This is a genomic window from Polaribacter cellanae (genome assembly GCF_017569185.1).
Lineage (GTDB): Bacteria > Bacteroidota > Bacteroidia > Flavobacteriales > Flavobacteriaceae > Polaribacter > Polaribacter cellanae.
Window position 1 is genome coordinate 2,314,112 of the sequence record NZ_CP071869.1, and the last position, 24,618, is coordinate 2,338,729.

Annotated in this window: 21 protein-coding genes; 13 read left to right on the forward strand and 8 right to left on the reverse strand. The window is 30.1% G+C overall.

Annotated features, from left to right (window positions below; genetic code table 11):
• Positions 1 to 275 precede the first annotated feature (275 nt).
• The 4 genes from J3359_RS10415 to J3359_RS10430 all read left to right on the forward strand — a co-directional run bounded on the left by J3359_RS10415 (position 276) and on the right by J3359_RS10430 (position 4,945).
• Entirely contained in the window at positions 276 to 1,568 is a 1,293-nt protein-coding gene (locus J3359_RS10415) for an aminopeptidase P family protein (protein WP_208076810.1), read from the forward strand.
• Between the two features lie 294 nt (positions 1,569 to 1,862).
• Positions 1,863 to 2,297, forward strand: a complete 435-nt coding sequence (locus tag J3359_RS10420; protein WP_208076811.1) for an RrF2 family transcriptional regulator — start codon at positions 1,863 to 1,865, stop codon at positions 2,295 to 2,297.
• A 72-nt stretch (positions 2,298 to 2,369) separates the two neighbouring features.
• Positions 2,370 to 2,708 carry a cupin domain-containing protein gene (locus tag J3359_RS10425; RefSeq protein WP_208076812.1) on the forward strand — a complete coding sequence of 113 codons (339 nt, stop codon included), beginning with the start codon at positions 2,370 to 2,372 and terminating at the stop codon, positions 2,706 to 2,708.
• Between the two features lie 17 nt (positions 2,709 to 2,725).
• Entirely contained in the window at positions 2,726 to 4,945 is a 2,220-nt protein-coding gene (locus J3359_RS10430; RefSeq protein WP_208076813.1) for a nitric-oxide reductase large subunit, read from the forward strand.
• 300 nt (positions 4,946 to 5,245) lie between these two features.
• Here J3359_RS10430 and J3359_RS10435 read toward each other — a convergent pair whose 3' ends face one another.
• The 4 genes from J3359_RS10435 to J3359_RS10450 form a co-directional block, all read right to left on the reverse strand.
• Positions 5,246 to 6,130, reverse strand: a complete 885-nt coding sequence (locus J3359_RS10435) for an SMP-30/gluconolactonase/LRE family protein (RefSeq protein WP_243765894.1) — start codon at positions 6,128 to 6,130, stop codon at positions 5,246 to 5,248.
• A gap of 5 nt (positions 6,131 to 6,135) precedes the next feature.
• Positions 6,136 to 8,151 carry a beta-N-acetylhexosaminidase gene (locus tag J3359_RS10440; protein ID WP_208076815.1) on the reverse strand — a complete coding sequence of 672 codons (2,016 nt, stop codon included), beginning with the start codon at positions 8,149 to 8,151 and terminating at the stop codon, positions 6,136 to 6,138.
• Positions 8,152 to 8,390: 239 nt separating this feature from the next.
• A complete protein-coding gene (locus J3359_RS10445) occupies positions 8,391 to 9,917 on the reverse strand; it encodes a SusD/RagB family nutrient-binding outer membrane lipoprotein (RefSeq protein WP_208076816.1) in 1,527 nt (508 codons plus the stop codon).
• Between the two features lie 19 nt (positions 9,918 to 9,936).
• The gene (locus tag J3359_RS10450) at positions 9,937 to 13,062 is read right to left on the reverse strand and encodes a SusC/RagA family TonB-linked outer membrane protein (protein WP_208076817.1); all 3,126 of its coding nucleotides are present in this window, start codon (positions 13,060 to 13,062) and stop codon (positions 9,937 to 9,939) included.
• Positions 13,063 to 13,262: 200 nt separating this feature from the next.
• On the opposite strand from J3359_RS10450, the gene J3359_RS10455 reads away from it, so the two are divergent.
• The 3 genes from J3359_RS10455 to J3359_RS10465 all read left to right on the forward strand — a co-directional run bounded on the left by J3359_RS10455 (position 13,263) and on the right by J3359_RS10465 (position 16,242).
• The gene (locus J3359_RS10455; protein WP_243765895.1) at positions 13,263 to 14,306 is read left to right on the forward strand and encodes a sensor histidine kinase; all 1,044 of its coding nucleotides are present in this window, start codon (positions 13,263 to 13,265) and stop codon (positions 14,304 to 14,306) included.
• 11 nt (positions 14,307 to 14,317) lie between these two features.
• On the forward strand, positions 14,318 to 15,031 hold the full coding sequence (locus J3359_RS10460; RefSeq protein ID WP_208076818.1) for a LytR/AlgR family response regulator transcription factor: 714 nt from the start codon (positions 14,318 to 14,320) through the stop codon (positions 15,029 to 15,031).
• 122 nt (positions 15,032 to 15,153) lie between these two features.
• Positions 15,154 to 16,242 (forward strand): acyltransferase family protein, encoded by a 1,089-nt coding sequence (locus J3359_RS10465; protein WP_367890373.1) that lies wholly within the window; start codon positions 15,154 to 15,156, stop codon positions 16,240 to 16,242.
• On the opposite strand, the gene J3359_RS10470 is transcribed toward J3359_RS10465, so the two are convergent.
• The gene (locus tag J3359_RS10470) at positions 16,239 to 17,024 is read right to left on the reverse strand and encodes an alpha/beta fold hydrolase (protein WP_208076819.1); all 786 of its coding nucleotides are present in this window, start codon (positions 17,022 to 17,024) and stop codon (positions 16,239 to 16,241) included. The two genes, J3359_RS10465 and J3359_RS10470, sit on opposite strands and share 4 nt — an antisense overlap.
• A 113-nt stretch (positions 17,025 to 17,137) precedes the next feature.
• Between J3359_RS10470 and J3359_RS10475 the strand changes: the two genes are divergently transcribed.
• From J3359_RS10475 to J3359_RS10495, 5 genes are all read left to right on the forward strand, one after another.
• A complete protein-coding gene (locus J3359_RS10475; protein ID WP_208076820.1) occupies positions 17,138 to 17,485 on the forward strand; it encodes a hypothetical protein in 348 nt (115 codons plus the stop codon).
• 157 nt (positions 17,486 to 17,642) lie between these two features.
• Positions 17,643 to 17,942, forward strand: coding sequence for a hypothetical protein (locus J3359_RS10480; protein WP_208076821.1), 300 nt, complete (start codon positions 17,643 to 17,645; stop codon positions 17,940 to 17,942).
• 178 nt (positions 17,943 to 18,120) lie between these two features.
• On the forward strand, positions 18,121 to 18,900 hold the full coding sequence (locus tag J3359_RS10485; RefSeq protein ID WP_208076822.1) for an MbnP family protein: 780 nt from the start codon (positions 18,121 to 18,123) through the stop codon (positions 18,898 to 18,900).
• A 155-nt stretch (positions 18,901 to 19,055) separates the two neighbouring features.
• Positions 19,056 to 20,108, forward strand: a complete 1,053-nt coding sequence (locus J3359_RS10490) for a cytochrome-c peroxidase (protein WP_208076823.1) — start codon at positions 19,056 to 19,058, stop codon at positions 20,106 to 20,108.
• Complete coding sequence (locus J3359_RS10495; protein ID WP_208076824.1) at positions 20,086 to 21,099, forward strand: hypothetical protein; 1,014 nt, start codon at positions 20,086 to 20,088, stop codon at positions 21,097 to 21,099. The genes J3359_RS10490 and J3359_RS10495 overlap by 23 nt, the downstream gene beginning before the upstream one ends.
• 81 nt (positions 21,100 to 21,180) lie before the next feature.
• Here the strand turns inward: J3359_RS10495 and J3359_RS10500 are convergent, their stop codons facing one another.
• From J3359_RS10500 to trxA, 3 genes are all read right to left on the reverse strand, one after another.
• Complete coding sequence (locus J3359_RS10500; protein ID WP_208076825.1) at positions 21,181 to 21,570, reverse strand: cupredoxin domain-containing protein; 390 nt, start codon at positions 21,568 to 21,570, stop codon at positions 21,181 to 21,183.
• A gap of 98 nt (positions 21,571 to 21,668) precedes the next feature.
• On the reverse strand, positions 21,669 to 22,220 hold the full coding sequence (locus J3359_RS10505; protein ID WP_208076826.1) for a carboxymuconolactone decarboxylase family protein: 552 nt from the start codon (positions 22,218 to 22,220) through the stop codon (positions 21,669 to 21,671).
• Positions 22,221 to 22,658: 438 nt separating this feature from the next.
• The gene (trxA, locus tag J3359_RS10510) at positions 22,659 to 22,982 is read right to left on the reverse strand and encodes a thioredoxin (RefSeq protein WP_208076827.1); all 324 of its coding nucleotides are present in this window, start codon (positions 22,980 to 22,982) and stop codon (positions 22,659 to 22,661) included.
• A 479-nt stretch (positions 22,983 to 23,461) separates the two neighbouring features.
• On the opposite strand from trxA, the gene J3359_RS10515 reads away from it, so the two are divergent.
• Positions 23,462 to 24,469, forward strand: coding sequence for an IS110 family RNA-guided transposase (locus J3359_RS10515; protein WP_208076828.1), 1,008 nt, complete (start codon positions 23,462 to 23,464; stop codon positions 24,467 to 24,469).
• The last annotated feature ends 149 nt before the right edge of the window (positions 24,470 to 24,618 follow it).

Consider the following 24,618-nt stretch of genomic DNA (forward strand, 5'->3'; position numbering starts at 1 on the left):
GTTTGTCATATTTCTCTTCCTGCTTCATAGGAGTGACAATGATTTTCAAAATAAAAATATTTAAATGACTAATAATTAATTAATAACACATCAAACTCACCTAAAACACGAACAAATTAAACCATTACAAGATTCTTTAAATCTTTGTAGAATATTATTAAAAAAGATATTTTTTAGTTTAACATAGCTTTAACTTCTTGTTTTCTTAAAAAAATGGCTTGATTTTCAACTTGGTATTAATTATTCTTACCTTTGATTTTTAAACACTATTAAATATGAAATACAATCCAATAGACTCTAAATTATTTATAGAAAACCGTAAAAATTTTGCTTCAAAAATGAAGCCAAAAAGTATTGCAGTTTTTAATTCTAATGATATTTATCCAATAAGCGCAGATAGTACAATGCCTTTCGAACAACATAGAGATATTTTCTATTTATCTGGCGTAGATCAAGAAGAAAGTGTTTTAATGTTGTTTCCAGATTGCCCAAATGAAAACTTACGCGAAGTTTTATTTGTTACCGAAACAAACGATCATATTGCAGTTTGGGAAGGAGAAAAATTAACCAAAGAAGCGGCTTTTAAAACAAGTGGCATTAAAAATGTTTTTTGGTTGCAAGATTTAGAAAAAGTATTGTTTGAAATGTCTACCTATGCAGATACTTTTTACATAAACACCAACGAACATTATAGAGCAAACGTTGCTACAGAAACTCGCGAAGATCGTTTTACAAAATGGTTGTTGGCAAAATATCCTGCACATTCTGTAGCAAAAAGCAATCCTATTTTGCAACGTTTACGTGCTGTAAAAGACAAAATTGAGTTGGATTTAATGCAACATGCCTGTAATATTACTGAAAAAGGGTTTCGCAGAATTTTAAACTTTATAAAACCTGGAGTTTGGGAATATGAAATTGAAGCAGAATTGTTACACGAATTTATTAGAAACAAATCTAAAGGTTTTGCATACACACCAATTATTGCGTCAGGAAATAATGCCAATGTTTTGCATTATATCGAAAATAATAAACAATGCAAAGCTGGTGATTTAATTTTATTTGATACTGCTGCAGAATATGCAAATTACTCAAGTGACTTGTCGAGAACTGTGCCTGTTTCTGGTCGTTTTTCTGATAGACAAAAAGCAGTATATAATGCTGTAAACCACGTTAAAAAAGAAGCAACAAAATTATTAGTTCCTGGAACCCTTTGGAAAGAATATCATATTGAAGTAGGTGATATTATGACAGCTGAATTGATAAAATTAGGTTTATTAGACAAAGCTGATGTACAAAATGAAGACAAAAATTGGCCTGCCTATAAAAAATACTTTATGCATGGAACAAGCCATCATATTGGTCTAGATACACACGATTATGGACTTTTACACGAACCTATGCAAGCAAATAATGTATTTACTGTAGAACCAGGTATTTACATTCCTAAAGAAGGTTTTGGCATTCGTTTAGAAGACGATGTTGTAATTCAAGAAAAAGGATCACCTTTTAATTTAATGGGGAATATTCCTATTGAAGCAGATGAAATTGAAGAGCTTATGAATTCTTAAAACCTTTAAAATCGAACACCTAAAGAGAGAAAAAACAAAACTTTATGTCTTTTTCTGATACAGATTTTTACAGAAAGTTTTGTTTTTCCTCATTCTTTTCATACAGTTTGTCTTGCCAAAAGCATCTCAACCAATTCTGCAAAAAAAATCCTTCTAGAATAACAAACTGATTGGAAAACTTTGCATCTCTGGGACTTTACAATAATTTTCTTTTTTAAAAATAATTAAAAATTTAATAAAAGATAAATTTATCCCTTATTAAATTTTTGTACCTTTGTAACATAAAACAAATATATGTTTTCCAAAACGTGCGAATATGGTTTAAGAGCCGTAATTTTTATTGCTCAACATGCAAAGGCTGATAAAAAAGTGAGCATTACTGCCATTTCTAATGCGATAGATTCTCCACAAGCTTTTACTGCCAAAATTTTACAACAACTTACAAAACACAAAATAGTGCAATCTGTAAAAGGTCCTTATGGTGGTTTTTATATTAATGATACCAATTTAAAAACAACAGTATTAAGTAATGTTGTTCAGGTTTTAGATGGCGATACTATTTACACAAGTTGTGGTTTGGGATTGCACGAATGTAACGACCAAAAACCTTGTCCACTACATTTTAAATTTGTAGAAATTAGAGAAAATTTAAGAAAAATGTTAGAAAGTACCACCTTATTAGAACTTTCTTCTGATAAAAATATTGCAGATTATTATTTGAAAACGTAAAAATTTATCAACATAAAAGATATAAAGGTCTTTTATTCTTAAAATAAAAATAAATTAAAACTATATATAATTATGATTACAGCATCCATCTCAAACAACATAACCCATAAGAAAGATAAGCCAGCAATAACGCTACTTATGGAAACAAACACTACAAAAGAAATTAGAATTGCAATGCTTAAAGGTCAAGAAATGAAAGATCATGCTGCACCAAACCCAATTGTGGTAGAAATTTTCGAAGGCGAGATTATTTTTGGTGTAGATAATAAAGAATTTCAACTTAAAAAAGGAGATTTAATAGCATTAAATGCAAACGAAGTGCACAATTTAATTTGTATTGAAAATGCAATTATTAGACTTACCATCGCAAAAACAGATTCCGTAAATAGAGTAAATAAAGTAGTTTCTTAACTTATAAAAATAAAAAAATGAAAAAAATTTGGCTCGCTTTTATAAGCGTAATTGTACTCTCTTTTGCAGTATTAATTTGGGTAGGAACGGAAGTATACCAAAAACAACCTCCAATTCCTAAAAAAGTTATTGTAAAAGATACGAACGAAGTTTTCTATACCATAGAAGATATACAAATAGGACAAAATGTTTGGGAATCTATTGGAGGCATGGAAGTTGGCTCTATTTGGGGGCATGGAAGTTATGTTGCCCCAGATTGGAGTGCAGACTGGATTCACAGAGAAGCCGTTTTTATGCTAGAATATTGGGCAAATAAAGACTTTAATACTGCTTACAAAAATTTAAATGTAGAACAAAAAGCAGCTTTAAAAGCTCGTTTGATAAAAGACATTAAAACAAATACATACAACTCATCAACAAAAACAATTGTAATTTCTAAAGAAAGAGCATTCGCAATTAACAATAATATTAAACATTTTACAGGTGTTTTTTCTAAAGGAAATGAAAGATATGCAATTCCAGAAGGTGCTCTAAAAAACAAAGAAAAATTGAAGCAATTAAATGCTTTTTTCTTTTGGACTTCTTGGGCAGCAAGTACAAACAGACCAGAAAAAGATTATACTTACACATCTAACTGGCCACACGAACCGCTAATTGATAACAATATTACAGATGGTTCTATAATTTGGTCTGGGTTATCCATTGTGCTATTATTGCTTTTTATTGGAGTTTTAACTTATTACTACTTAAGAAATCATGAAAAAGGTGAATCTCTAACAAAACCAGATTCAGACCCTTTAACAAACATGAAATTAGTGAGGTCCCAAAAAGCAGTTCTAAAATATTTTGTGGTAATTTCTTTACTAATTGGATTGCAAATAGTTTTAGGAATTATAACTGTACATTATACAGTAGAAGGGCAAGCCTTTTTTGGTTTCGATTTAGCACAATATTTACCTTATTCCGTTAGTAGAACTTGGCACACACAATTGGCGGTGTTTTGGATTGCTGCAACCTGGTTAGCTACAGGACTCTTTTTAGCGCCAATGATTTCTAAAAAAGAAATGAAATATCAAGTATTTGGAATCAACTTTTTGTTTGTTGCGTTGTTAGTTATTGTACTTGGTTCTATGTTGGGCGAATGGTTAGGAGTGCATCAATTTTTAGATGTAACCACAAACTTTTTCTTCGGACATCAAGGGTACGAATACATGGATCTAGGAAGATTCTGGCAAATATTTTTGGGAATAGGACTAGTTTTATGGGTTGTTATGGTTAGCAGACATATTTTATATGCGATTCGAAAAAATGATGAATCGAAACATTTATTAATTATTTTATTAATTTCTGTAATGGCAATTGGTATGTTTTTCTTCTCTGGTTTAATGTATGGAGAAAACAGTAGTTTACCAGTAATAAATTACTGGAGATGGTGGTTGGTACATTTATGGGTAGAAGGTTTCTTCGAAGTTTTTGCAACAGTAGTTATCGCTTTTATTTTCTCAAGAATGAAAATAATTTCTCCAAAAACAGCTGGTAGAGTTTCCATTGCTTCTGCTTCTATTTTTTTAGCGGGCGGAATTATTGGTACTTTGCATCATTTATATTATTCTGGAACTCCAATTCAAGCAATTGCTTTAGGAGCAACTTTTAGTGCTTTAGAAGTGGTTCCATTAACTTTAATGGGTTTTGAAATTAGAGAAAACTGGAATCTTTTAAAGAGTAAAGAATGGATTCAGAAATACAAATGGCCAATATTCTTCTTTATTTCTGTTGCTTTTTGGAACTTCTTAGGTGCTGGTGTTTTCGGTTTTTTAATTAATCCGCCAATTGCATTGTACTATATTCAAGGTTTAAATACCACTGCTGTTCATGCGCATACTGCTTTATTTGGTGTGTATGGAATGTTAGGAATGGGCTTTATTATTATCTGTTTGCGTTTTTATTCTAACAGAGTTTGGAATAGTAAAAAGCTAAAAAGAGCTTTTTGGTTGCTAAATATTGGTTTAGTGGCGATGGTAGTTTTAAGTTTACTGCCAATAGGAATTATACAGGCATATACTTCAATTACGGAAGGATATTCTTTTGCAAGAGAATCGAATTTATTATACTCGCCAACAATACAAACCTTAAAATGGATGAGAATGATTGGTGATATTATTTTCTCTATTGGTATTTTTTACTTCTGTTGGTTTACAATTGATGAAACAATTTATAACTTCAAAAGAAAAAAATAACGTTCTACCATTTCTGTTTTAAAATTACTGATTTTTTTCTATGTATAAAAAAGAAAAATAGAGTATAAATCGTATTAATTATTTCCACGAAAAGAGGCTGTCTTAAAAGTAAATTTAGTTATCATTTTTAGCGAAGTAGAAAAATCTAAAATATTGAAATTCAATAAATAAAATTTCTCCATTATAGTCGAAATGACAAATTCTAATACTTTTAAGACAGCCTCTTTTTTATTAAAATTTATAAATAGAATTGGTTTTATTTTAAAAAGTAACAGATTATAAGATATATTAAAAATATTCCTAAAAACTTCTTCCTGGAAATTTAGCAAAGAAAGTTTCGAAACAACCTCTATCTGAAACGGTTACAAAACATTGTTTTTTATCTTTTCCTCCAAATGCAATATTGGTTACGTTTTTTCCTTTTAATTTAATTTCTCTTAACATTTTTCCTTCTGGAGAAAGCATTACTACTGTTCCTTTTCCATATCTACAAACATATAGGTTTCCTTGGGTATCACATCGCATTCCATCCATTCCAAAGTCAGTAAACTTTTTAAATAGTTTCTTATTTGTTACTGTTCCATCTGAATTGATATCAAACACCCAAATATTGCGTTGCACAGATTCGTTTACGTATAATTTTTTTCCATTTGGACTTACCTCAACACCATTGGTTGTTCCCATATCTTTTTCCAATAAAGTAATTTTTTCGTCTTTTATCAACCATAAATTACCTGTATTGTTAGACCAGTTTGGGTCGCTTGCATATAAGTTTCCATTGGGAGCAATCGCTAAATCGTTCGGTTGATTCATTGTAGAATCTGAAGCATAAATGCGAACACGATTTTCATCTTTTCTTACTTGTAAGATAGTATGATTCACATAATCTGCAATAAACATATTGTCGTTCTTATCGAAACGAATTCCATTTCCAATACTATTTTTTGGAAGTTCTATAAATAAGGATGCTTTTCCCTGTTTATCTACTTTACCAATAGTTCCTTCTTTTTGAAAATTAACAGCATATAAATTTCCTTTACGATCTACAGCAGGTCCTTCAATGCCTTTTGTAAAAAGAAATTCTTTTGTAAAATCGGTGCTTTTATTGCTTAGTTGTTCTTCTTTACAGGAGTAAAAAATCCCTAAAAGTAATAATGGGAGTGTTTTTAGAAAGGTTTTCTTCAACATTTTTATTTTTTATAGTTTAATACTAGTTTTTTTAATCCAGAAATAATCGCCAATTCTGTATCTGCAACTGGTTTATCTAGTTCTTGTATTAATTTCTGGGCTTTGTCGTAATTTCCTTTTGATAACTTCCCCGAAACAACACCATCTAATAACAACGAAGAAAGTTTTGCTAAATTTCTAGAAAGTGGTTCTAAAGTAGCGAGTGTTGGTGTATTGTTTATTTTTTGAAATGCAGTGTTATTGGCAATCCATTTTTCGAAAAAAGAAATAATTTTTGTTTTTTCGGTGCCATTTATTAAAAAAGCATCTACAGCATTATTAAAAGGTTTTACATCTACAGCATCTACATTACAGGCATCTACAAACTGCGTAAATGGTGAGTACGATTTGTATTCTTTGCCTCCTTTATTTCTCTGGTATGCCTTTAATGGTTCGCAAATTTTTGTGAGGTTGAACAACGCTTCTGTGTTTTGATAATTACTTATATTTCTTAAAATAACACTTTTATTTCTAATATGTGTAATGCCTAATTCTTCTAACCTATTATTAATTACTGCCAATCTTCTGTGCATACTTTCTAAATCTTTAACATTTCTATGTGACCAGAAACGTTCTGCAATGGCTGCAGTTCTTGGCCAAATTCTAGAATCTATTGTTAGTGGAGTTACCAGTTCCGACCACATTGTTGCCTCACCTCCAAGAATGTTTTTTAATTGTACTTCTGTTAAATCATTATCTTCTTTTATTGGTTCGTTTGTGTAATGATGGTCTACCGATTTTAATAAATCGATATAATATCCTTTAGACAAAATAGTTTTATAGCCTTGTTTGGCTGCTTTTAACATAGCTTCTTTACCTCTCCAAGAATGAATTACCACATCTTTAGGTAAGGTTGGTTGTAAAATTTCATCCCAACCCATCATTACTTTTTTATTTTTCTTTAGAATTTTTTGAACTTTAATATTAAAGTAATTCTGCAAATCATGATTTGTTTTTAAATTGTGTTGTTTCTTAAATGTTTGTATCTTCTTGTTTTCATCCCAATGTTTTCCTTCATTTTCATCTCCTCCAATGTGGAAATATGTATCTGGAAAAAGTGGTGCAATTTCGGAAAAAACATCATCTAAAATTTCGTATGTTTTAGGATTGGTAGGATCTAAAGTTGGGTCGAAAATACCTGCGTAACGTTCAATGGAATAAATGGTGTCTTTACTTCCTATTTCTGGATACGCTGTTAACCAAGATGTTGCATGACCAGGGATATCAAATTCTGGAACAACTCTAATGCCTAAGTCTGCAGCATATGCTACCACTTCTTTAATTTGGTTTTGCGTATAATATTGCCCATCTGAACCCAATTCATGTAATTTGGGTCTCGATTTTACTTCTACTCTAAAACCTTGGTCGTCTGTTAAATGCCAATGAAAAACGTTTAGTTTTACAGAAGCCATTGCATCTAAATTTCTTTTTAAAACACCAACTGGTTCGTAATGTCGAGCAACATCAATCATTAAACCTCGCCAAGGAAATCTTGGTGCATCTTTTATAGAAACTCCTTCAAAAAAGTAATTGGTTTTGTTATGTGATGTTAATTGTAACAAGGTTTCTAAACCTCTAATAGCGCCAGTATCTGTAATTGCATTAATAGTTATTTGATTGTTTTTTATAGAAAGTTGGTAAGATTCATCTTCGTGTAATTCTAATTTTCCAACACGCTGGTATTTTATCAACACAGCAGGTTTTGTAACTTCAGTTGCATTTACTGCAAATCCTTTTTCTATAAAAATACCTGTTCTGTTAGACAGTCTTCTTAAAAAACGGGTAGTTGCTTTTACTATCTTTCTGTTTTTAAGATTGTCTATACCTATTGTAAAATTACTTGTAATTAAAAATTGCTGCCCATTTTCTACAATTTCTTGTGGCCAAGGCATTAAATTATATTTTTCTGATAAATTATTTTGAGAGAATATAAATTGATGGAATACACCAAGGATAATAAGTAATATAAATTTTTTCATATATTTTTTTTTAAAAGATAATAGCTTTAAATAGTTTTATCATAGCAGAATTTATTGTTATTAATATTTTATAGAAATTATTAATAACTATTTAAATATTACATGATAAATTTTTTTTGAATCTTCTAAATTCAAATTGACTAACAACTTTTTTTAAGTTTTTTGCATAAAAACAACCGGAAAATAGAATGCTTCTCCGGTTGAATCAATTCAAATCTAATTAAAACAATTATTGTTTTTTAATTTCTATCCCACCAAATAGCAGTAGACATTTCGTCTGGACCTTGTGCCGCTATTGCTTGTTCCAAATTTTTAGCATTTGAAACTGCTTCTGTACTAGAATATTGTAATCTTTTTGGTACAACACCATTGTTTGGTTGTGTTACCCAAAAATTGGTGTTATCTGTAAGGTTTGGAATTAGATTTGTTCTTCTTACTAAAGACCATGCTTCATAACCATTCATTAATGAATTTAACCATCTTTGGTTCCAAACCATTTTTAATTGATTGGTATTGCTACCTGCTAAGGTTGCTACCTGCTCAGTTGTCATAAAATTTGTTGCATCAGAAGCACTTACTTTCCAAAAATTCATACTTGCTTTTATTCCTTTTTGATACAGTTCATTTGCATTACCAGTATAACCTAATAATGCAGCTTCCGCTTGTAAAAAGTAAGATTCACTTGCAGATAATACCTTTACAGGAACTATGTCTGCAACATCTGTAGTAGATTTACCAATAATTAAAGGAGTTGGGTTCGATAGATCGTCTCTATCTAACTGTGTTCTAGAACCAATTGCAGAACCTGCATAAATAGCTCCATTAACAGTTGGCTCTGCAACCGTTTTTAAACGCGGATCATTATTGTTTGCCAACATATCTACATAACGTTTTGCAAATGTAAATTTAGAACCTACACCTCCGAAACCATAGAATACGTCTTCAAAACCACCATCTAAAAAAGATAAAATTAAAGGAGTTTCTGACCTTTTTAACAACGCTTGGTTAGACTCGTCAATTAAAGTATTTGATAAACAATCGTTAATTACTTGATCTATGTATGTTTGCTCACCATCTGCAATAAACGCGTCTCTACCTCTTAAAGCCATACGCAATCTTAAAGTGTTTGCAAAAGCTTTCCATTTTTGAACATCTCCTTGGTAAATATAATCTCCAGAAGCTCCTTCAATTGCTTTTGACGAACTACCAATTGCATCCATTTGTGCTTTTAAATCGTCTAAAATAGATTTATAAATAATAGATTGACTATCGTAAACTGGTTTTGGATTTTCTAAAATAAGATTTGTTCCTCTTAATTCTGTATATGGAACATCTCCATAAATGTCTGTCATTTTTTGAAAAAACCAAGACATCATAATATTAGTTACAGCAACACCATTGCTATCATTTGCTTCTGTGTAAGAACGTAATAGGTTCCTAGCATTTAAGGTAACTTTTTTATATGAATTGTCAAAAACTGCATTGGTCCAACCTTGGTTGTTTTGAAAGGCATCTGCTCCAAACCATGCACCAGCATAGTTATAGCTAAATTGACTTGCAAATTGACTTGAATAAATGATATTACCTCTCCAAGTTAAAAACCTTGGTTCTGCAAATTCGAAATATTGCACACCTGCCATAATTCCAGCAACAGGAGCCGAAACAGGGTTGTATGGATCTGTATTTGTCTCTTCGAAGCCTTCTGTACAACTTAAAAATAATGTTGACACAGCAAAACCTGCTATTATAAATTTAAATATTTTCATGTGTTCTTTTTTTTAATTTTTAAAATGCTATGTTTAATTTTAAACCATGGCTCGAAGTCGATGGAAATCCAAAATACTCTACCCCAGCAAAACTATTATTAAAACCTGTTTCAGGATCAAAATTGTCTGTATTTTTGTGAAGAATTGCTAAATTTCTACCAAAATAACCTATAGACAGTCTAGATAAATGAAGCTTTTCTAGTATTGAACCAGTAAAATTATAATTTAAACTAACTTCTCTTAATTTGATAAAGCTTGCATCTTGTACCCAACGTTCTGATATTTGTCCTAAACGCCCCCAATAAGATTGTGGGTTTACACCTCTAGCTACAACGTCTGGATCTAAAGTACCATCAATTACTGCACCATTTGGCACCATAAAACCATTGCCTCCAGTAAAATACTCTCTTCCTTCTAAAGTAATTACATCTGTACCTGATGTTGCTCTGTTTAAATCTGAAAAAGAAAATAAGTCTCCACCAAATTTAGCATCTAATAATACAGATAATGAAAAGTTTTTATACGTAAATGTGTTTCTTAAATTGGCTAATGCATCAGGATTAGTTGTTCCAATTTTATCAATTCCTCCTACCTTTGGTAATCCATCTGAATCATAAATAATTTTTCCACTATCGTCTCTTTCGTATGTAGAACCAAATAAAGTCCAAAGAGACTCTCCTAACTTACCACCAACCTGAACAACATCATTAAATTGACGTTCTCTAACTTGTACATCTACATCTTGGGCTAATTCTTCTATTTTACTTTCGTTTTTAGAGAAATTTAAATCTGCTGTCCACGTAAAATCTTTACTTTTCACAATATCCCCAGAAATACTTATTTCTAACCCTTTATTAGTAATCAAACCTGCATTTACTACCTGCTTGTCTGCACCTCCTGAGGGTGGCAGAGATAATTCTATTATTTGATTATCTGTATCAACTTTATAATAGGTTGCATTTAACCTTAAACGATCATTAAAAAAACGAGCATCTAAACCAAATTCTAAATTTGTAGAAATTTCTGCTATTAAATTTGGGTTTTTAACTTTTGCTCCAGAATCTGCGCCTTCTTCACTATTTCCAAAAAAGTAAAATAATTGATTGTTATACTGTCCCGAAGATATCTTATATGTATTCTGCAAATTATAAGCATCAGTAGCGTTCCCAGTTTTAGCATAACCACCTCTTAACTTTAAAAAAGTAAGTGGAGAATTTTCTATTATTTCTGGAAATGCGTCGCTTAATACAACACTTGCTCCTACTGATGGGTAAAAGAAAGATGCATTATCTAAAGGTAAACTTGAAGACCAGTCATTACGAGCAGTCAGTTCTAAAAAAGCATAATTTTTATACCCTAAAGTTGCAGTTCCGTAAATAGAATTAGAATTTCTTCTATCTAACCTAGGATTTATATTCTTAGATACAAAATTATTAAATGAGAAGAAGTTGTCTTGAACAAAAGTCTCTCCTGTAGTTATAAGAGATTTAAAACTACTACTAATATGGTTTAAACCAACGGAAGCTGTAAGGTTAAAATCTTCTGTAATATTTTTATTGTAATTTAATAAAAAGTCGTAACTATTTAATATTGATGTTGTATTAAACTCATCTAATTTACCATTTGGCGCAATATCAAAAGCTCCTTTTCTTCTATAGATAAAAGCATTTGTATAAGCTGCATCTTGAGATATTTTTAAATTTGCTTTTAAACTTTCAAATACATCTACCTCTAAACTAATTAAGCTTAAATATCTATTTAATTCATCTTCGTTTAAAAGTGTATTTGCTGTGTAATAAGGGTTCATTGTAAAACTACCTGTCCATGTATTAGGTAAACCATCTGCTTTTAAGTAATTATTTTGCAATAACCTATTAGATATATTACGTGGTTTTAGAGATAAAGCTTTAACTGTGTTTGATTGTCCATCTGTTAATTCTGGTCTATTTTCTCCATTTTGTTTGATATAATCTAACTTTGCAGAAACCCTAATTTTGTCAGTAATATCTAAACCAGCTTTAAAACCAAAATTATGTTTTTTTAATTTTGTGCCTCTTTGTATAGATTCGTTATCTAAACGAGCATAAGACAACTTATAATTGAATTTTTCTTTTCTCTGAGATACATTTATTGCATTATTAAAAGTTGTTCCTGTAGTGTAAAAATCTTTAAAATCTCCTGGGCTTGCGGAATATGGTGCAGTTCCTACACCATCAAAACGTAATTTTTGTGTACCATCTAGTTTTGGACCCCAACTTCCACCATCAGTAATATTATATTCTAATTGATTTGTTGTTGTATTGAATCTTCCTTGACCATATTGGTTTTGTAATTTTGGGCTTACTAAAACGTTTTCAAAAGAGCTAGATGAATTTAAGGTAACACTTACTTTGCCTGTTTTTCCAGACTTGGTTGTTATTAAAATAACTCCTCCTGCCCCTAAATATCCATAAAGAGCTGTTGCGTTACCTGCTTTTAGTACAGATACTCTCTCAATATCGTCTGGATTTAAATTAGACAATCCGTTACCCGTGTCAAATCCTCCTGCAAAGTCTCCTTGCGAAACGTTTGAGTTACTAACAATTACACCATCTACAACAATTAAGGGTTGATTGTTACCAGAAAGAGAAGTAATACCTCTAATGGTTATATTTGCAGAAGAACCAGGACCTGTTGCACCTGCTTTAATATCTACACCTGTTAATTTACCACGCAAAGCATTAGCGACATCAAAATCGCCACCTTTAGTTAATTCTGTACTTTTAACCTCTTCTACTACATACCCTAACTTTTTAGCTTCTCGTTTAACACCAAACGCAGTAACCACAATTTCGTCTAATTGGTTTTCTGCATCTTCCAAAACAACATCAATGGTGTTAGATGTAGATACAGTTACTTTTTTTTCTTTCATACCTAAGTAAGAAAAACTTAATACGTCTCCTACAGATGCTTTAATGGTGTACTCTCCATCGAAATCTGTCTCTGTTCCTTTTGTTGTACCTTGTACAATAACGCTTACTCCAGGAAGTAGTGCTCCATCTGTTTTTGAGGTTACTTTACCTGAAATCGTTTTTTCTTGTGCGAATCCATAATTGGAAAATGACAAAGAAAAAATTACAATAAGTAGTGTGTAAATTCTTTTCATAAATTACTTGAATTAATTGAATTAATTGATATTATCTTCAATAAAGATATGTTAAAACCTGTTAAATCAAAAAAAATAATATGCAAACAACATTAATTTAACAATGAATAACATATTTTTACCTATAAAGCAAATATTGATTTCTTTAGTGTTTTTTTGTTACTTTTACCCATATTATTTACAATAAAACCTAATTTTTCTTGAAATTACCTTTAATAAACACCAGTTATAAGATACCTATTAAGTATCATTTTATATTTTGGGGAGGCTATTTTATTTTAAATTTTATTAGATGGGGGAGCTATTTTAACGACTATTGGTATTCTATAAAATCGAACTTAGTAGAATTTCCTCTGCATATTATTATTGTGTATTTTAATATTTATTATTTATTTCCAAATTTTATCCTTAAGAAAAAATATTATATGTTTTTCTTATATTTTATTTCTTCCTTAATAGTACTTTATTTCGTTAGAACTGGTTTTAATTATTTATTGGTTTCTGAAAAAATTTGGCCAGAGGCAGAAGGCATACAAGAAGCATTTACGTTTAACCATGTTATAGCAGTTGTATTAGGTGAAATTTATGTAATTGCATTTGCTTCTACCATTAAGTTAATGTTAGATTGGATGTACGAAAAAAATAGAGTAGATAGTTTGCAGGCCATGCAACTAAAAACAGAACTACAATTTTTAAAAGCACAAATACAACCCCATTTCTTTTTTAACACATTAAATAATTTATATGCACTAACATTAACAGATAACAAACAAGCGTCTGACGTTGTTTTAAAATTGTCTAAAATAATGGAGTATATTTTATACGATGCTAAAGAACCTAAAGTTAAGCTTTTAAAAGAAATAAAACACATTCAAAATTATATAGATTTAGAAAAATTAAGGTATGATGACAAGTTGATTGTAGAATTTACGATACAAGGAGCTATCAATAATCAAAAAGTACCACCTTTACTTTTTTTATCTTTTATAGAAAATTGCTTTAAACACGGTTCTAAAGAAAATGAGAATTTAGAAATTCTTATTGCATTCGAATTAACACCCAATAACCTATTAAGATTTTCTGTGTCGAATAATTACAACCCAGCTGTAAAACAAACGAAGAAACATGGTATTGGAAACAAAAATTTAGAAAGAAGACTAGAACTTCTATTTAAAAATAAATATACTTTGTCTAAAGTGAGAAAAGACGATAAATATATGGTAGATTTAACCATACAACTATAACATCTGTTCAAATGAAAATAAACTGTATAATTATAGATGATGAGCCACTTGCCATTAAAGTGGTGGAAAACCATTTAAAAGAATTTCAGGATTTTAAAATTCTAGCTACTTTTAATAACCCTGTAAAAGCCTTATCTACCTTGCAAAATGAAGCTGTTGACGTTTTATTCTTAGATATTAATATGCCTAAAATGTCTGGTTTAGATTTTGCAAAAACATTAAACCCAGATATTCATGTTATTATAACCACTGCCTACAGAGAATATGCTGTAGAAAGTTACGATTTAAATGTTTTAGATTATTTAGTAAAACCCATTCCATTTACTCGATTTTTAAAAACAATTAATAGAATTACTCGACAAGTAGAACTCCAAAAAGGAATTAAAATAAAGGAAGAAGAAGTACATAACGATTACTATATTTTTTTAAAGGTTGAAAAAAAGCTGGTAAAAATTAAATTTGATGACATTTTATATATTGAAAGCCTAAAAGATTACATAAAAGTATTTACAACTACAGGTAATTATTTAGTACACAGGTCTTTAACAAGTATTACTGAAGAATTACCACAAGATTGTTTTATAAGAATTCATCGTTCTTTTACAATTGCTATTGATAAGGTTTGTTCTGTTGAAGGAAATTTAGTAGAAATAAACACGAAGCGAATTCCTATTGGAAGAAAATACGTAAATCACGCTAAAAAAATTATTCTAAAAACAGATTAGCAAAAACTTCTCTTTATCTACTTCGATATTTTGTTTGGCATCTATATACTGTTATTGGCAGAATTAATTTAGTATTTAAAACGTTAAGTATTACTTTTCGTTTATCTAAGTAACTATGCATTATGATAAAAAAAAGAATTGAATCCGTAGATATTTTAAGAGGAATTACCATCTGTGCAATGATTTTAGTAAATACCCCAGGTACATGGAGCGCAGTTTATTCGCCATTATTACATGCAAAATGGCATGGATTAACACCAACAGATTTAATATTTCCTTTCTTTTTATTTATTGTAGGAATCTCTATTTTCTTTGCTTATAAATACAAAAATCCTTCGAAAGATATTTACAAGAAAATTGTTATAAGATCTCTAAAGTTAGTTGGTTTAGGATTGTTTTTAAACCTTTTTATTCCCTATTTCCCGTTTTTTCAAGATTTTGAAACCCTACGTTTTTTAGGAGTTCTACAAAGAATTGGAATTGTTTTTTTTATCTCTGCTATTTTATATCTTCATTTTAATTGGAGAGTTTTGGCAGGAATTACAATTTCTATACTTATTATATATTGGGTTTTATTAGGTTTTGTTCTACTGCCAAATGGAACTTTACCAACATTTAACAGAGCTCCAAATAATTGGGCAATGTACATAGATTCCAATATTTTAGGAAAACATATGTGGCAACCAGATTACGACCCAGAAGGTCTTTTAAGCACCATTCCATCCATTGCTTCTTGTCTTATTGGTGTGTTAATTGGAACACTTTTAGACCAGTTAAAAAACATAAAACCACTACTTCTTGTTTCTTTTGTATTTCTAATTTTAGGCTATACTTTAAACTTATACTTTCCAATAAATAAAGCCATTTGGAGCAGCTCTTTTGTTTTAACTACAAGTGGTTGGGCAAGTTTAATATTGGCAGGAATTTACTATTTAGTAGATCTTAAAAACGTAAAATTTGGACGTATTTTTAAATATGTAGGTATGAATGCAATTACCATTTATTTCCTTTCCAGCTTTATCTCTAAAACCTTCTATTTAACCAAAGTGAGCGAAACAGAAAATATCCATTCTTTTTTGTTTAAGAATATCTATATTCAATCGTTTTTTAGTGCCGAGTTTTCGTCGATGTTATACGCAATAACAGTAGTCGCTTTTTATGTTCTTTTGGGCTATATTCTCTTTAAAAAGAAAATTTTTATAAAAGTTTAAACAGGCAAAGTAGTAATAAAATTAATCGTTTGTTTGTTAAACGTTTCTGGCTGTTCTACGTTTACAACATGTCCACAATTATCCACCACAAAAAGAGATGAGGTTTTGTGTTTTGCAACAATGTTTTTAATAGAAGGTAAAAACAAATGATCTTCTGACCCCATCACATAAAATGTAGGAATATTTATGTCTTTTGTTCTAAAAAAACGCAAAAGTGGGTTTATTTCTGAAGTTAATTTAAACCAACGTAAAAATTCTTTTTGGTACAATTTCTTGGCTTCATTTACAAACAACAATCTCGATTTCTTGTGATTTTTCTTCGGCATAATAATAAATGCAAAGAGTTTGTACAATAGCATGTATGGCACCACAGATTTAAAAATATTACCAACTTTCATAAGTACTTGAGAGCGAAAATTCAACTTAATAATTGCACCACCCATAATCATACTTTTTACCAATTCTGGCTTTTTTTCTGCAAGGTTTCTTATGAGAATCGTTCCTAGAGAAATTCCGATAAAATGCGATTTTTTAATTTTTAAATGTTCAATAACCTCAACAATATCTGCAGTAATAGAATCGAATGTATATTTAAGATTAAAGGTGTCTTTTAATTTTGGTTTGCTGTTTCCATGTCCACGTAAATCGAGAATTAAAACATTAAAACATTTTTTAAAATCGCGAATTTGTTTATACCAAATAGAACTACTACCTCCTGCACCATGTACAAAAGTTACCCATTCTGTGGACGTTTTATGAGGATATGAATAGTAGTTTAACAAACTTTTTACTTAAATTTAGTTTGTAAAAATAGGGCTTTTAAATTTGAGTCGTTTTTTTAGCTAAATTTATTCATAAACCTAAAATAAAAATTACGAAAAAGACATTTTTAATCGTGGGTTTAATAAGTATTATCAACTTTAACTCTTGTAAAAATAAAGAAAAAAAGGAAACTAAATCTTCATCAAAAAAAACAGAAACTATCATCGAAAAAATGGAAGATTCTACAAAAGAAATAGAAAATTCTGTAAAAAGAGTAACGCCTTCCGCAGAAAAAAAAATTATAAATACTGATGAAAAAACTAAATATAACAAGTTTACAATTACTGAAAACAGTGTAAATGGCATTCAAACTTGGAATTACTCTTTTCTGCTAAATAACACAGCTTTTAATACGTATAAAGTAGACGAATCTAAGATAAAACCATCTACAAAAATTAAAAAAATAACGATTAGAAAATAGTTTAAAAACTCTTTTTTAGCTTTTATGCTCCCTTTTTTAAACTGTTGGAAGTATCTTTGCAAAAATTTTACCTCTGAAAAAAACTATCTGTATAGTACTATTTATAGCTTTTGCTTTTAGACCCGTATATCATCTTGCATATATTGGGTATTTTCAGTTGAATATCGATTATATTATCGAAACCTATTGTGTTAATAAAGACAAACCAGCATTGCAATGTAATGGTAAATGTCATTTAGCAAAAAAAATTACACCAAATTTAAATACTTCAGACAATGAAACCAAAGCTTTAAACATTGCTTCTGGAGCATTTTTCCCAGTTTTTCATCAAAAAACAGCTGTTTATTCAGCTAAAATTGCATTTCTCAACAAAAATAAAAATTGTTGGAAAACAACTTCTTCTAAGCCTATTTCAGTAATAAATGGCTTGGATCATCCACCAGACTTCTACTTTTAAATATCCGTTATAAGTATATTTCTATACTTCTATTTTTCAACTTTAAAATTGTAAGATTATTTTTTGTCTGCACTTTTTTAATTGTAAAATAATACATCAATATTTAATAATTACACCATTTTATTTTACAGAAAAAAAACGATTTCACGAACTGTAGAATTAAAAAAACACATAAAAAATGAAAATTTTAAAATACATCGCTGTTTTATTTTTAACAGCAACAATTGCCTCTTGTTCCTCTTCCTCTGAAGACGATTTAATTGGAGAAGGAAACGTAAGATTAGAATTCGATAATGCTTACAAAACGTCTGATTTATTATTAAAAACAACTCCATACAAAGCAAATGAAACAGAGAAAATTAAAATTTCTAAAGTAAAATATATCGTAAGTAATATTCGCTTAGAAAATGCCACTGGAAACGTATTTACCTACCCAAAAAACGATTCTTATTTTATTGTAGATGAAGAAGTGGAAACCTCTCAATTTATTACTTTAACTGGAGTTCCTGCAGACAATTACACAAAAGTAACGTTCGGAATTGGGGTAGACCAAGAGAAGTATTTAGAAGGCGCAACTGGTCAGGGAGATTTTTTATCAAAAGCAAAAGAAGCAGGCATGATGTGGAGCTGGCAAGCTGGTTATAAATTTATCGTTTTCGAAGGAATGTACACATCTAGCACAACAACTACAGAAACCGCTTTTGCGTTTCACATGGGAAGCCATGGAACTGCTGTAGATAACTACAAAGAAGTTACGTTAAATTTAACGAATTCTGCAAGAGTTAGAACCAATGCAACACCAGAAATTCACATCGTTTCTAACGTTGCTAATATTTTAGACGGAACCACTAAATTTATGTTAGATGATGCTCCACAAATTCATGTAGATGGATTAAAATCACCACAAATTGCAACAAATGTAAATGGTATGTTTTCTGTAAATCACGTACATAACTAAAATAGAAAGAAGCAGTCTCAAAAGTATTAGAATTTGTCATTTCTGACTGTAGTGGAGAAATATTAATTATTGAATTTCAATCTTTTATATTTTTTGATTTCGCTAAAAAAGACAACCAAATTTATTTTTGAGATAGCTTCTTTTCTCCTAAAATTATGAAAAAAATACTCATAACCATTTTAGGAATTTTTACCCTTTTTTCTTGCTCTAAAGAGGAAGAGGAATATGTACACATTCCTAGAGACGTAACTTTAAAAATACCCAGTAATTTTCCAGATATAGCTTACAATCTTAATAAAAACCCATTAACTGAAGATGGAATTGCACTCGGAAAAAAACTTTTCTACGAAGGAAGGTTGGCTTCAAATGGCATCATTTCTTGCGGTTTTTGCCACGAACAGCAATCTGCATTTACACATCATGGACACACAATTAGCCATGGAGTTGATGGAAAAATGGGGTTTAGAAACACACAACCCATTCAGAATTTGGCTTTTTTTAGCGAATTTACTTGGGATGGCGCCGCAATTCATTTAGACTTGCAACCCATAATTCCTATTACAAGCGATGTTGAAATGAATGAAACCATTCCTTCTATAATTTCGAAATTGAGTTCTTATAGAGAATATGACCTTTTATTTACAAACGCTTTTGGCGATTCCGAAGTAAATTCCGAACGCATTTTAAAAGCGCTTTCTCAGTTTATGCTTACCATAATTTCTGGGGATTCGAAATACGATAAAGTTATTCGAAAAGAAGGTAAGATGCAGTTTTCAACTTTAGAAAATAAAGGGTTTACCATTTTTAATAACAAATGTGCTTCTTGCCATTCTGGATCTTTATTTACGGACAAAAATTATAGAAATAACGGAATTCCTGTCAACCCAAAATTCCCTGAGGAAGAAGGTAGAAAAAGAGTTTCTGGTTTAGCCGAAGATTATTATAAATTTAGAGTGCCAAGTTTAAGAAATATCGAAAAATCTTTCCCTTACATGCATGATGGACGATTTGGAACCTTAGAAGATGTCTTAGATTTTTATACAGATGGAATGGTAGAAAATGGTGGAAAAGTAGATCCATTATTGGTAAAAACAAATGGAACTTTAGGCATCGATTTAACCACAGAAGGTAAAAAAGCAATAATTGCTTTCTTAAAAACATTAACAGACAAAACATTTTTAAGTGATGAAAGATTTGCTGAATATTAATAAAAAAAAGACGCTTATTTTGGTAGGATTTTTGCTTATTTCCTATTCGAATTTTGCAAGAGAAACAAAAGATCCTATTTACAAATACAAACCAACATCTGTAAAATTTTTCTGCGATTTATGTGGTTGTTCCACAAGTAGTGGAAGTTTTGGTTTGGGCACTTTAAACAATGCCAGCTTTGTTGGCGTGCGTTATATTTATCTAAAATTTGAATCTAAAGACGGTATTTTCTCCAATTCTCCAACAAGTACAGAGAATTTTCATACCTACCAACTTTGGGGAAGAGTGCCTTTGAGCGAGAAATTTTATCTGAGTGCCATTTTGCCTTATCAAGATTTAAGGAGACAGTTTTCCGACAGAGAAGAAAATATAAATGGCTTTGGAGATGCCACAATTATGGGCTGGTATAAAATAAAATTCTACAAAAAATTGGACGAAGAAAAAGCCAAATTATACTCGAATGTGCAAAGAGAACCTTCTGGGCATTCTTTGGAAATTGGTTTGGGCGCAAAATTACCAACTGGAAAATTCGAACAAATTTTAACAGACAGAGTAAACCCAGGTTTTCAATTAGGAACCGGAAGTTTCGACGCAATTTTTTCAGTTGCACACAGTTATGGTGCAGATAAAATTGGTGTAAACAGCACTTTAACTTACTATTTAAAAGGTAAAAATAAAAACAATTACAAGTTTGGGAATCAGTTTAGTTATGCTTCGAATTTATTCTATGCAATTTCTAAAGAAAAGTTTATGTTGTTGCCTTTTGTAGGAGTTTCTGGTAATATTTACGATAAAATAGAACAGTTTAGAGAAGAAGTTCCAAAAACCGATGGAAACGTTTTTAACGGAACTTTTGGTGCAGAAGTAACTACTAGAGGTTTTATTTTTGGTGCAAATTACACCTTGCCAATTTTACATAATTTATTTGGTGGAAATGTAACTCCTAAAAATGCAATTTCTTTTTATTTGAACTTTAATTTGAATAATTAAATAAAACCTTTTGTAAGAAATAAAAGCATAAAAAAAAGACGAGCATTTCTGCTCGTCTTTTCAACCAACTAAACTTAAAAACTACTCTACTATTAAAGTATATTGTGGTGTTTTGTTAAAAGGACAAAAGTATTTATAAGTCCCTTTTTTAAGTGTTACTTCTTTAGAAGATTCTGTCTTACCATGCTTTACCATTTGAGAAACATAGGCATTTTTTATATGATTTTCTGGGTTTTTTCCATCTTTACCATCTTCAATTAATACCAAACCAACTTCTGGTGAAGCGTTGTTATTAGATACTTTAAAAACATAGGTTCCTTCAGATAAAGTAATTTGCTTTTGCGTAAATTCTCCTTTCGTTTGCTCTAAGGAAACTGTTTTTACAGCATTATTTTTCGTTATTTTGTCTTGTGCATTTGTGTTGAATGTAAAACCTACTACGAATACTAAAATTGCGATTATTTTTTTCATTATTTCTATTATTTTATATTTATGTTATTAATTTGTTTTTTCGAGCGCAGTCTAGAAACCTCTTTCCTTTTTGGCTCTAATTTGTAGAATTGAATTTTTTAAACTGTTGCTAAAATATCTGATACTGCTACTACTGGAAAATCTACAGCTACTTCTGTGGTTCTATGGAAATAGTTAGTAATGGTAATTTCTCCCACTAAAATTACTGCATCTGCAATGTTTCCTTTTGTATAACCTTGCTCGAATAAATTTTCTAAAATTTTTGGGTCTGTTGCCCCCCTATTTAAAGCAATGTTTTTTGCAAATTTTGCCAAAGCATCTAATTTTGAATCGAAAGATGCTGTTCCTGCTCTTAATTCTAAAATTTGGTTTGCTGTAAAACCGTTCATTTTACCAATTGCAGTATGAGCAGATAAACAATATACACATTCGTTTACTTGACTTACAGCCAAATTAATTACTTCTTTTTCTTTTGCTGAAAAACTTGTTTTTCCATTTCCAATTGCTAAAAAGTTTGCCAAAGCAGTTTTACTATGTGCAAAAGTTGCGTATAAATTGGGTACAAAACCTAATCCTTTTTCTAACTGATTAAAAATTGCTTGGTTGTTTTCTGATACTTCGTTTTTTTTGGGAACGTTAAATGTGCTCATAATTTTCTTTGTGCTGAATTTAGTTCGGCATCTTTTTATTTGTGTTAAACTTTATTTATTTTATACTGAAACAAGTTCAGCATCTTGTTACTATTAATTTTTTGTCATTTCGACCTTGTAGAGAAATCTTTTTTATTAAATTATTAAAATCTAGATTTCTCAATTCCACTGCGTTTTTATTCGAATAACAAGTTGCTATTTGCAAGTACAAATTTGTTGTTCTTGGTTTTCTTCATCATACATTTGGTAACCCCAACAGTTTGGACATTGTGTGTTTTCTATTGTTTTCATAATATTTTGCTGAATTTAGTTCAGCATCTTTTTTAGTTAAACTTCTTTTTTTAATACTAAAAACAAGTTCAGTATTTTTTGATACTACAAAGGTGCAACCAACTTTAACCTTTAAAAATGGACAAAAGTTCCTTTGGTTTGGACAGCTTAAAAAAGGTGCTTTAAACTGTTAATTTTATCTCTTAAATTACTTTCGTTAATTAAACCTATGTGTCTGTCTGTAGCTTGTCCGTCTTTAAAAAAAATTAACGTTGGTATGTTTCTAATTCCAAATTTTGATGCAATTTCTGGGTACTCATCTACATTTACTTTTTTGATAGTAATCTCGTCTTTTAATTCGTCTGCTAATTTGTGAATTGTTGGCAATAAAGTTTGGCAAGGTCCACACCATTCTGCATAAAAATCTAATAATACATTGCTGTTATTTTCTATGACATTTGTGAAATCTGTTTGTTCTAATTGTGCTTCCATTTTTTTGTTTTATTTTATATTTTAATATTCTTTTAAGACTTTCTTAAAATGACTTGTTTTTGATACTGAAACATGTTCAGCATTTTCTACACTGCAAAGATGCAACCAACATGAAGGTTTAAAAATGGACAAAAGTTCTTTCTGTTAGGACTTGCTAAAAGTTTACTAAAAAAGAAGACCTCACAGGTTTTAAAAACCTCGTATGTTTGTGTTTGATTAAATTGAAGAATAAAAATACATAAAGTTCATTGAAAAAAGGATAAAAATGTTTTGTTTTGATACTTAAACAAACAAAGAACTAGGTAAGTGCAAGAAACAAACCTTGATAATGCATTTGCATATATCGTCTTTCAGAATATCCTCTTACCTAGCTTTCTTTCTTTAGAACCTGAACAGTATTTTAGGAATAATTTCAATAATTATATCCAGTATTATTACGAGGTTAGGCTGTGGGAAGAATTCTTTGTAAATCTAACAAAATGGACAAAGTAATTAAACAAGTAGTAGGCATTGATGTTTCTTGTAAGAAATTTGATGTATGTTTTCAAGAGCAAACACAAACAGGAAGTTTAAGTATTAAAGGCACACGTAGTTTTAGTAATGATCTAAAAGGCTTTAAAGACTATTTAATATGGTTTTCTAAACGTAAAAAGGAAGTTTATTTAGTTCATATTATGGAGGCTACAGGTGTTTATCATGAGAATTTATGTTATTTCTTATTTGAACAGCAAGAAAAAGTAAGTGTACAATTAGCACAAAAGATAAAATATTTTGGAAAAAGTTTACATCAAAAAACAAAAACAGATAAAGCTGATGCTAAATTAATCGCTCTTTTTGGGTTTTCATTTTCAGTAGCATTATGGGAACCAATTAGTGAACATTTTCAAGCCATAAAAGACTTGTGTAGAATGTTATCACAATTAAAAAAATCTAAATCTGCAACACAATCTCAATTGCATGCGTTTGAGAGTAAACACGGTGTTTTGGAAGAAGTGCTTACAATTATGAATAAGCTATTGGTTCAGCAAGAAGATAGTATAAATGAGTGTGAAAAAGAAATAAAATTATGGGTCTCAAAAGACAAAGATTTAGAAGAAAAAATTAATAGAATAACAGCAATTAAAGGCATTCAAATGCTTACTGTTGTTAAATTATTAGCAGAAACAGATGGTTTTAGAAAATGTAGTAGTATTCGTAAATTAGTCAGTTATGCTGGTTTAGATGTTGTAGAAAATCAATCTGGAACTAAATCAGGGCGAACTAGAATTTCAAAAAAAGGGAACTCGCATATAAGAGAAGCGTTGTATATGCCAGCACTTTGTGCTTCTAGATTTGATCAGAGAATGAAAACTTTCTATAAAAGATTAAATGAAAAACAAAATACTAAAAAACAAGGAGTTATTGCTGTGATGAGAAAACTATTAATTGTAATTTATACCTTATGGAAAAATGAGCAACAGTATAATCCAGAATATCAATGGAAATAAAAAAGGGCGAAATGAATCGCCCACAGGATAATCATAAAATTGATTTCCTAAATGAAATATAAAAATAGAAAATTAATATAAATAAATTAGGATTTTAACACAGTATCTGTGAGGTCTGTTATGAAATTAAAAAAAACTGAAACTCCCGA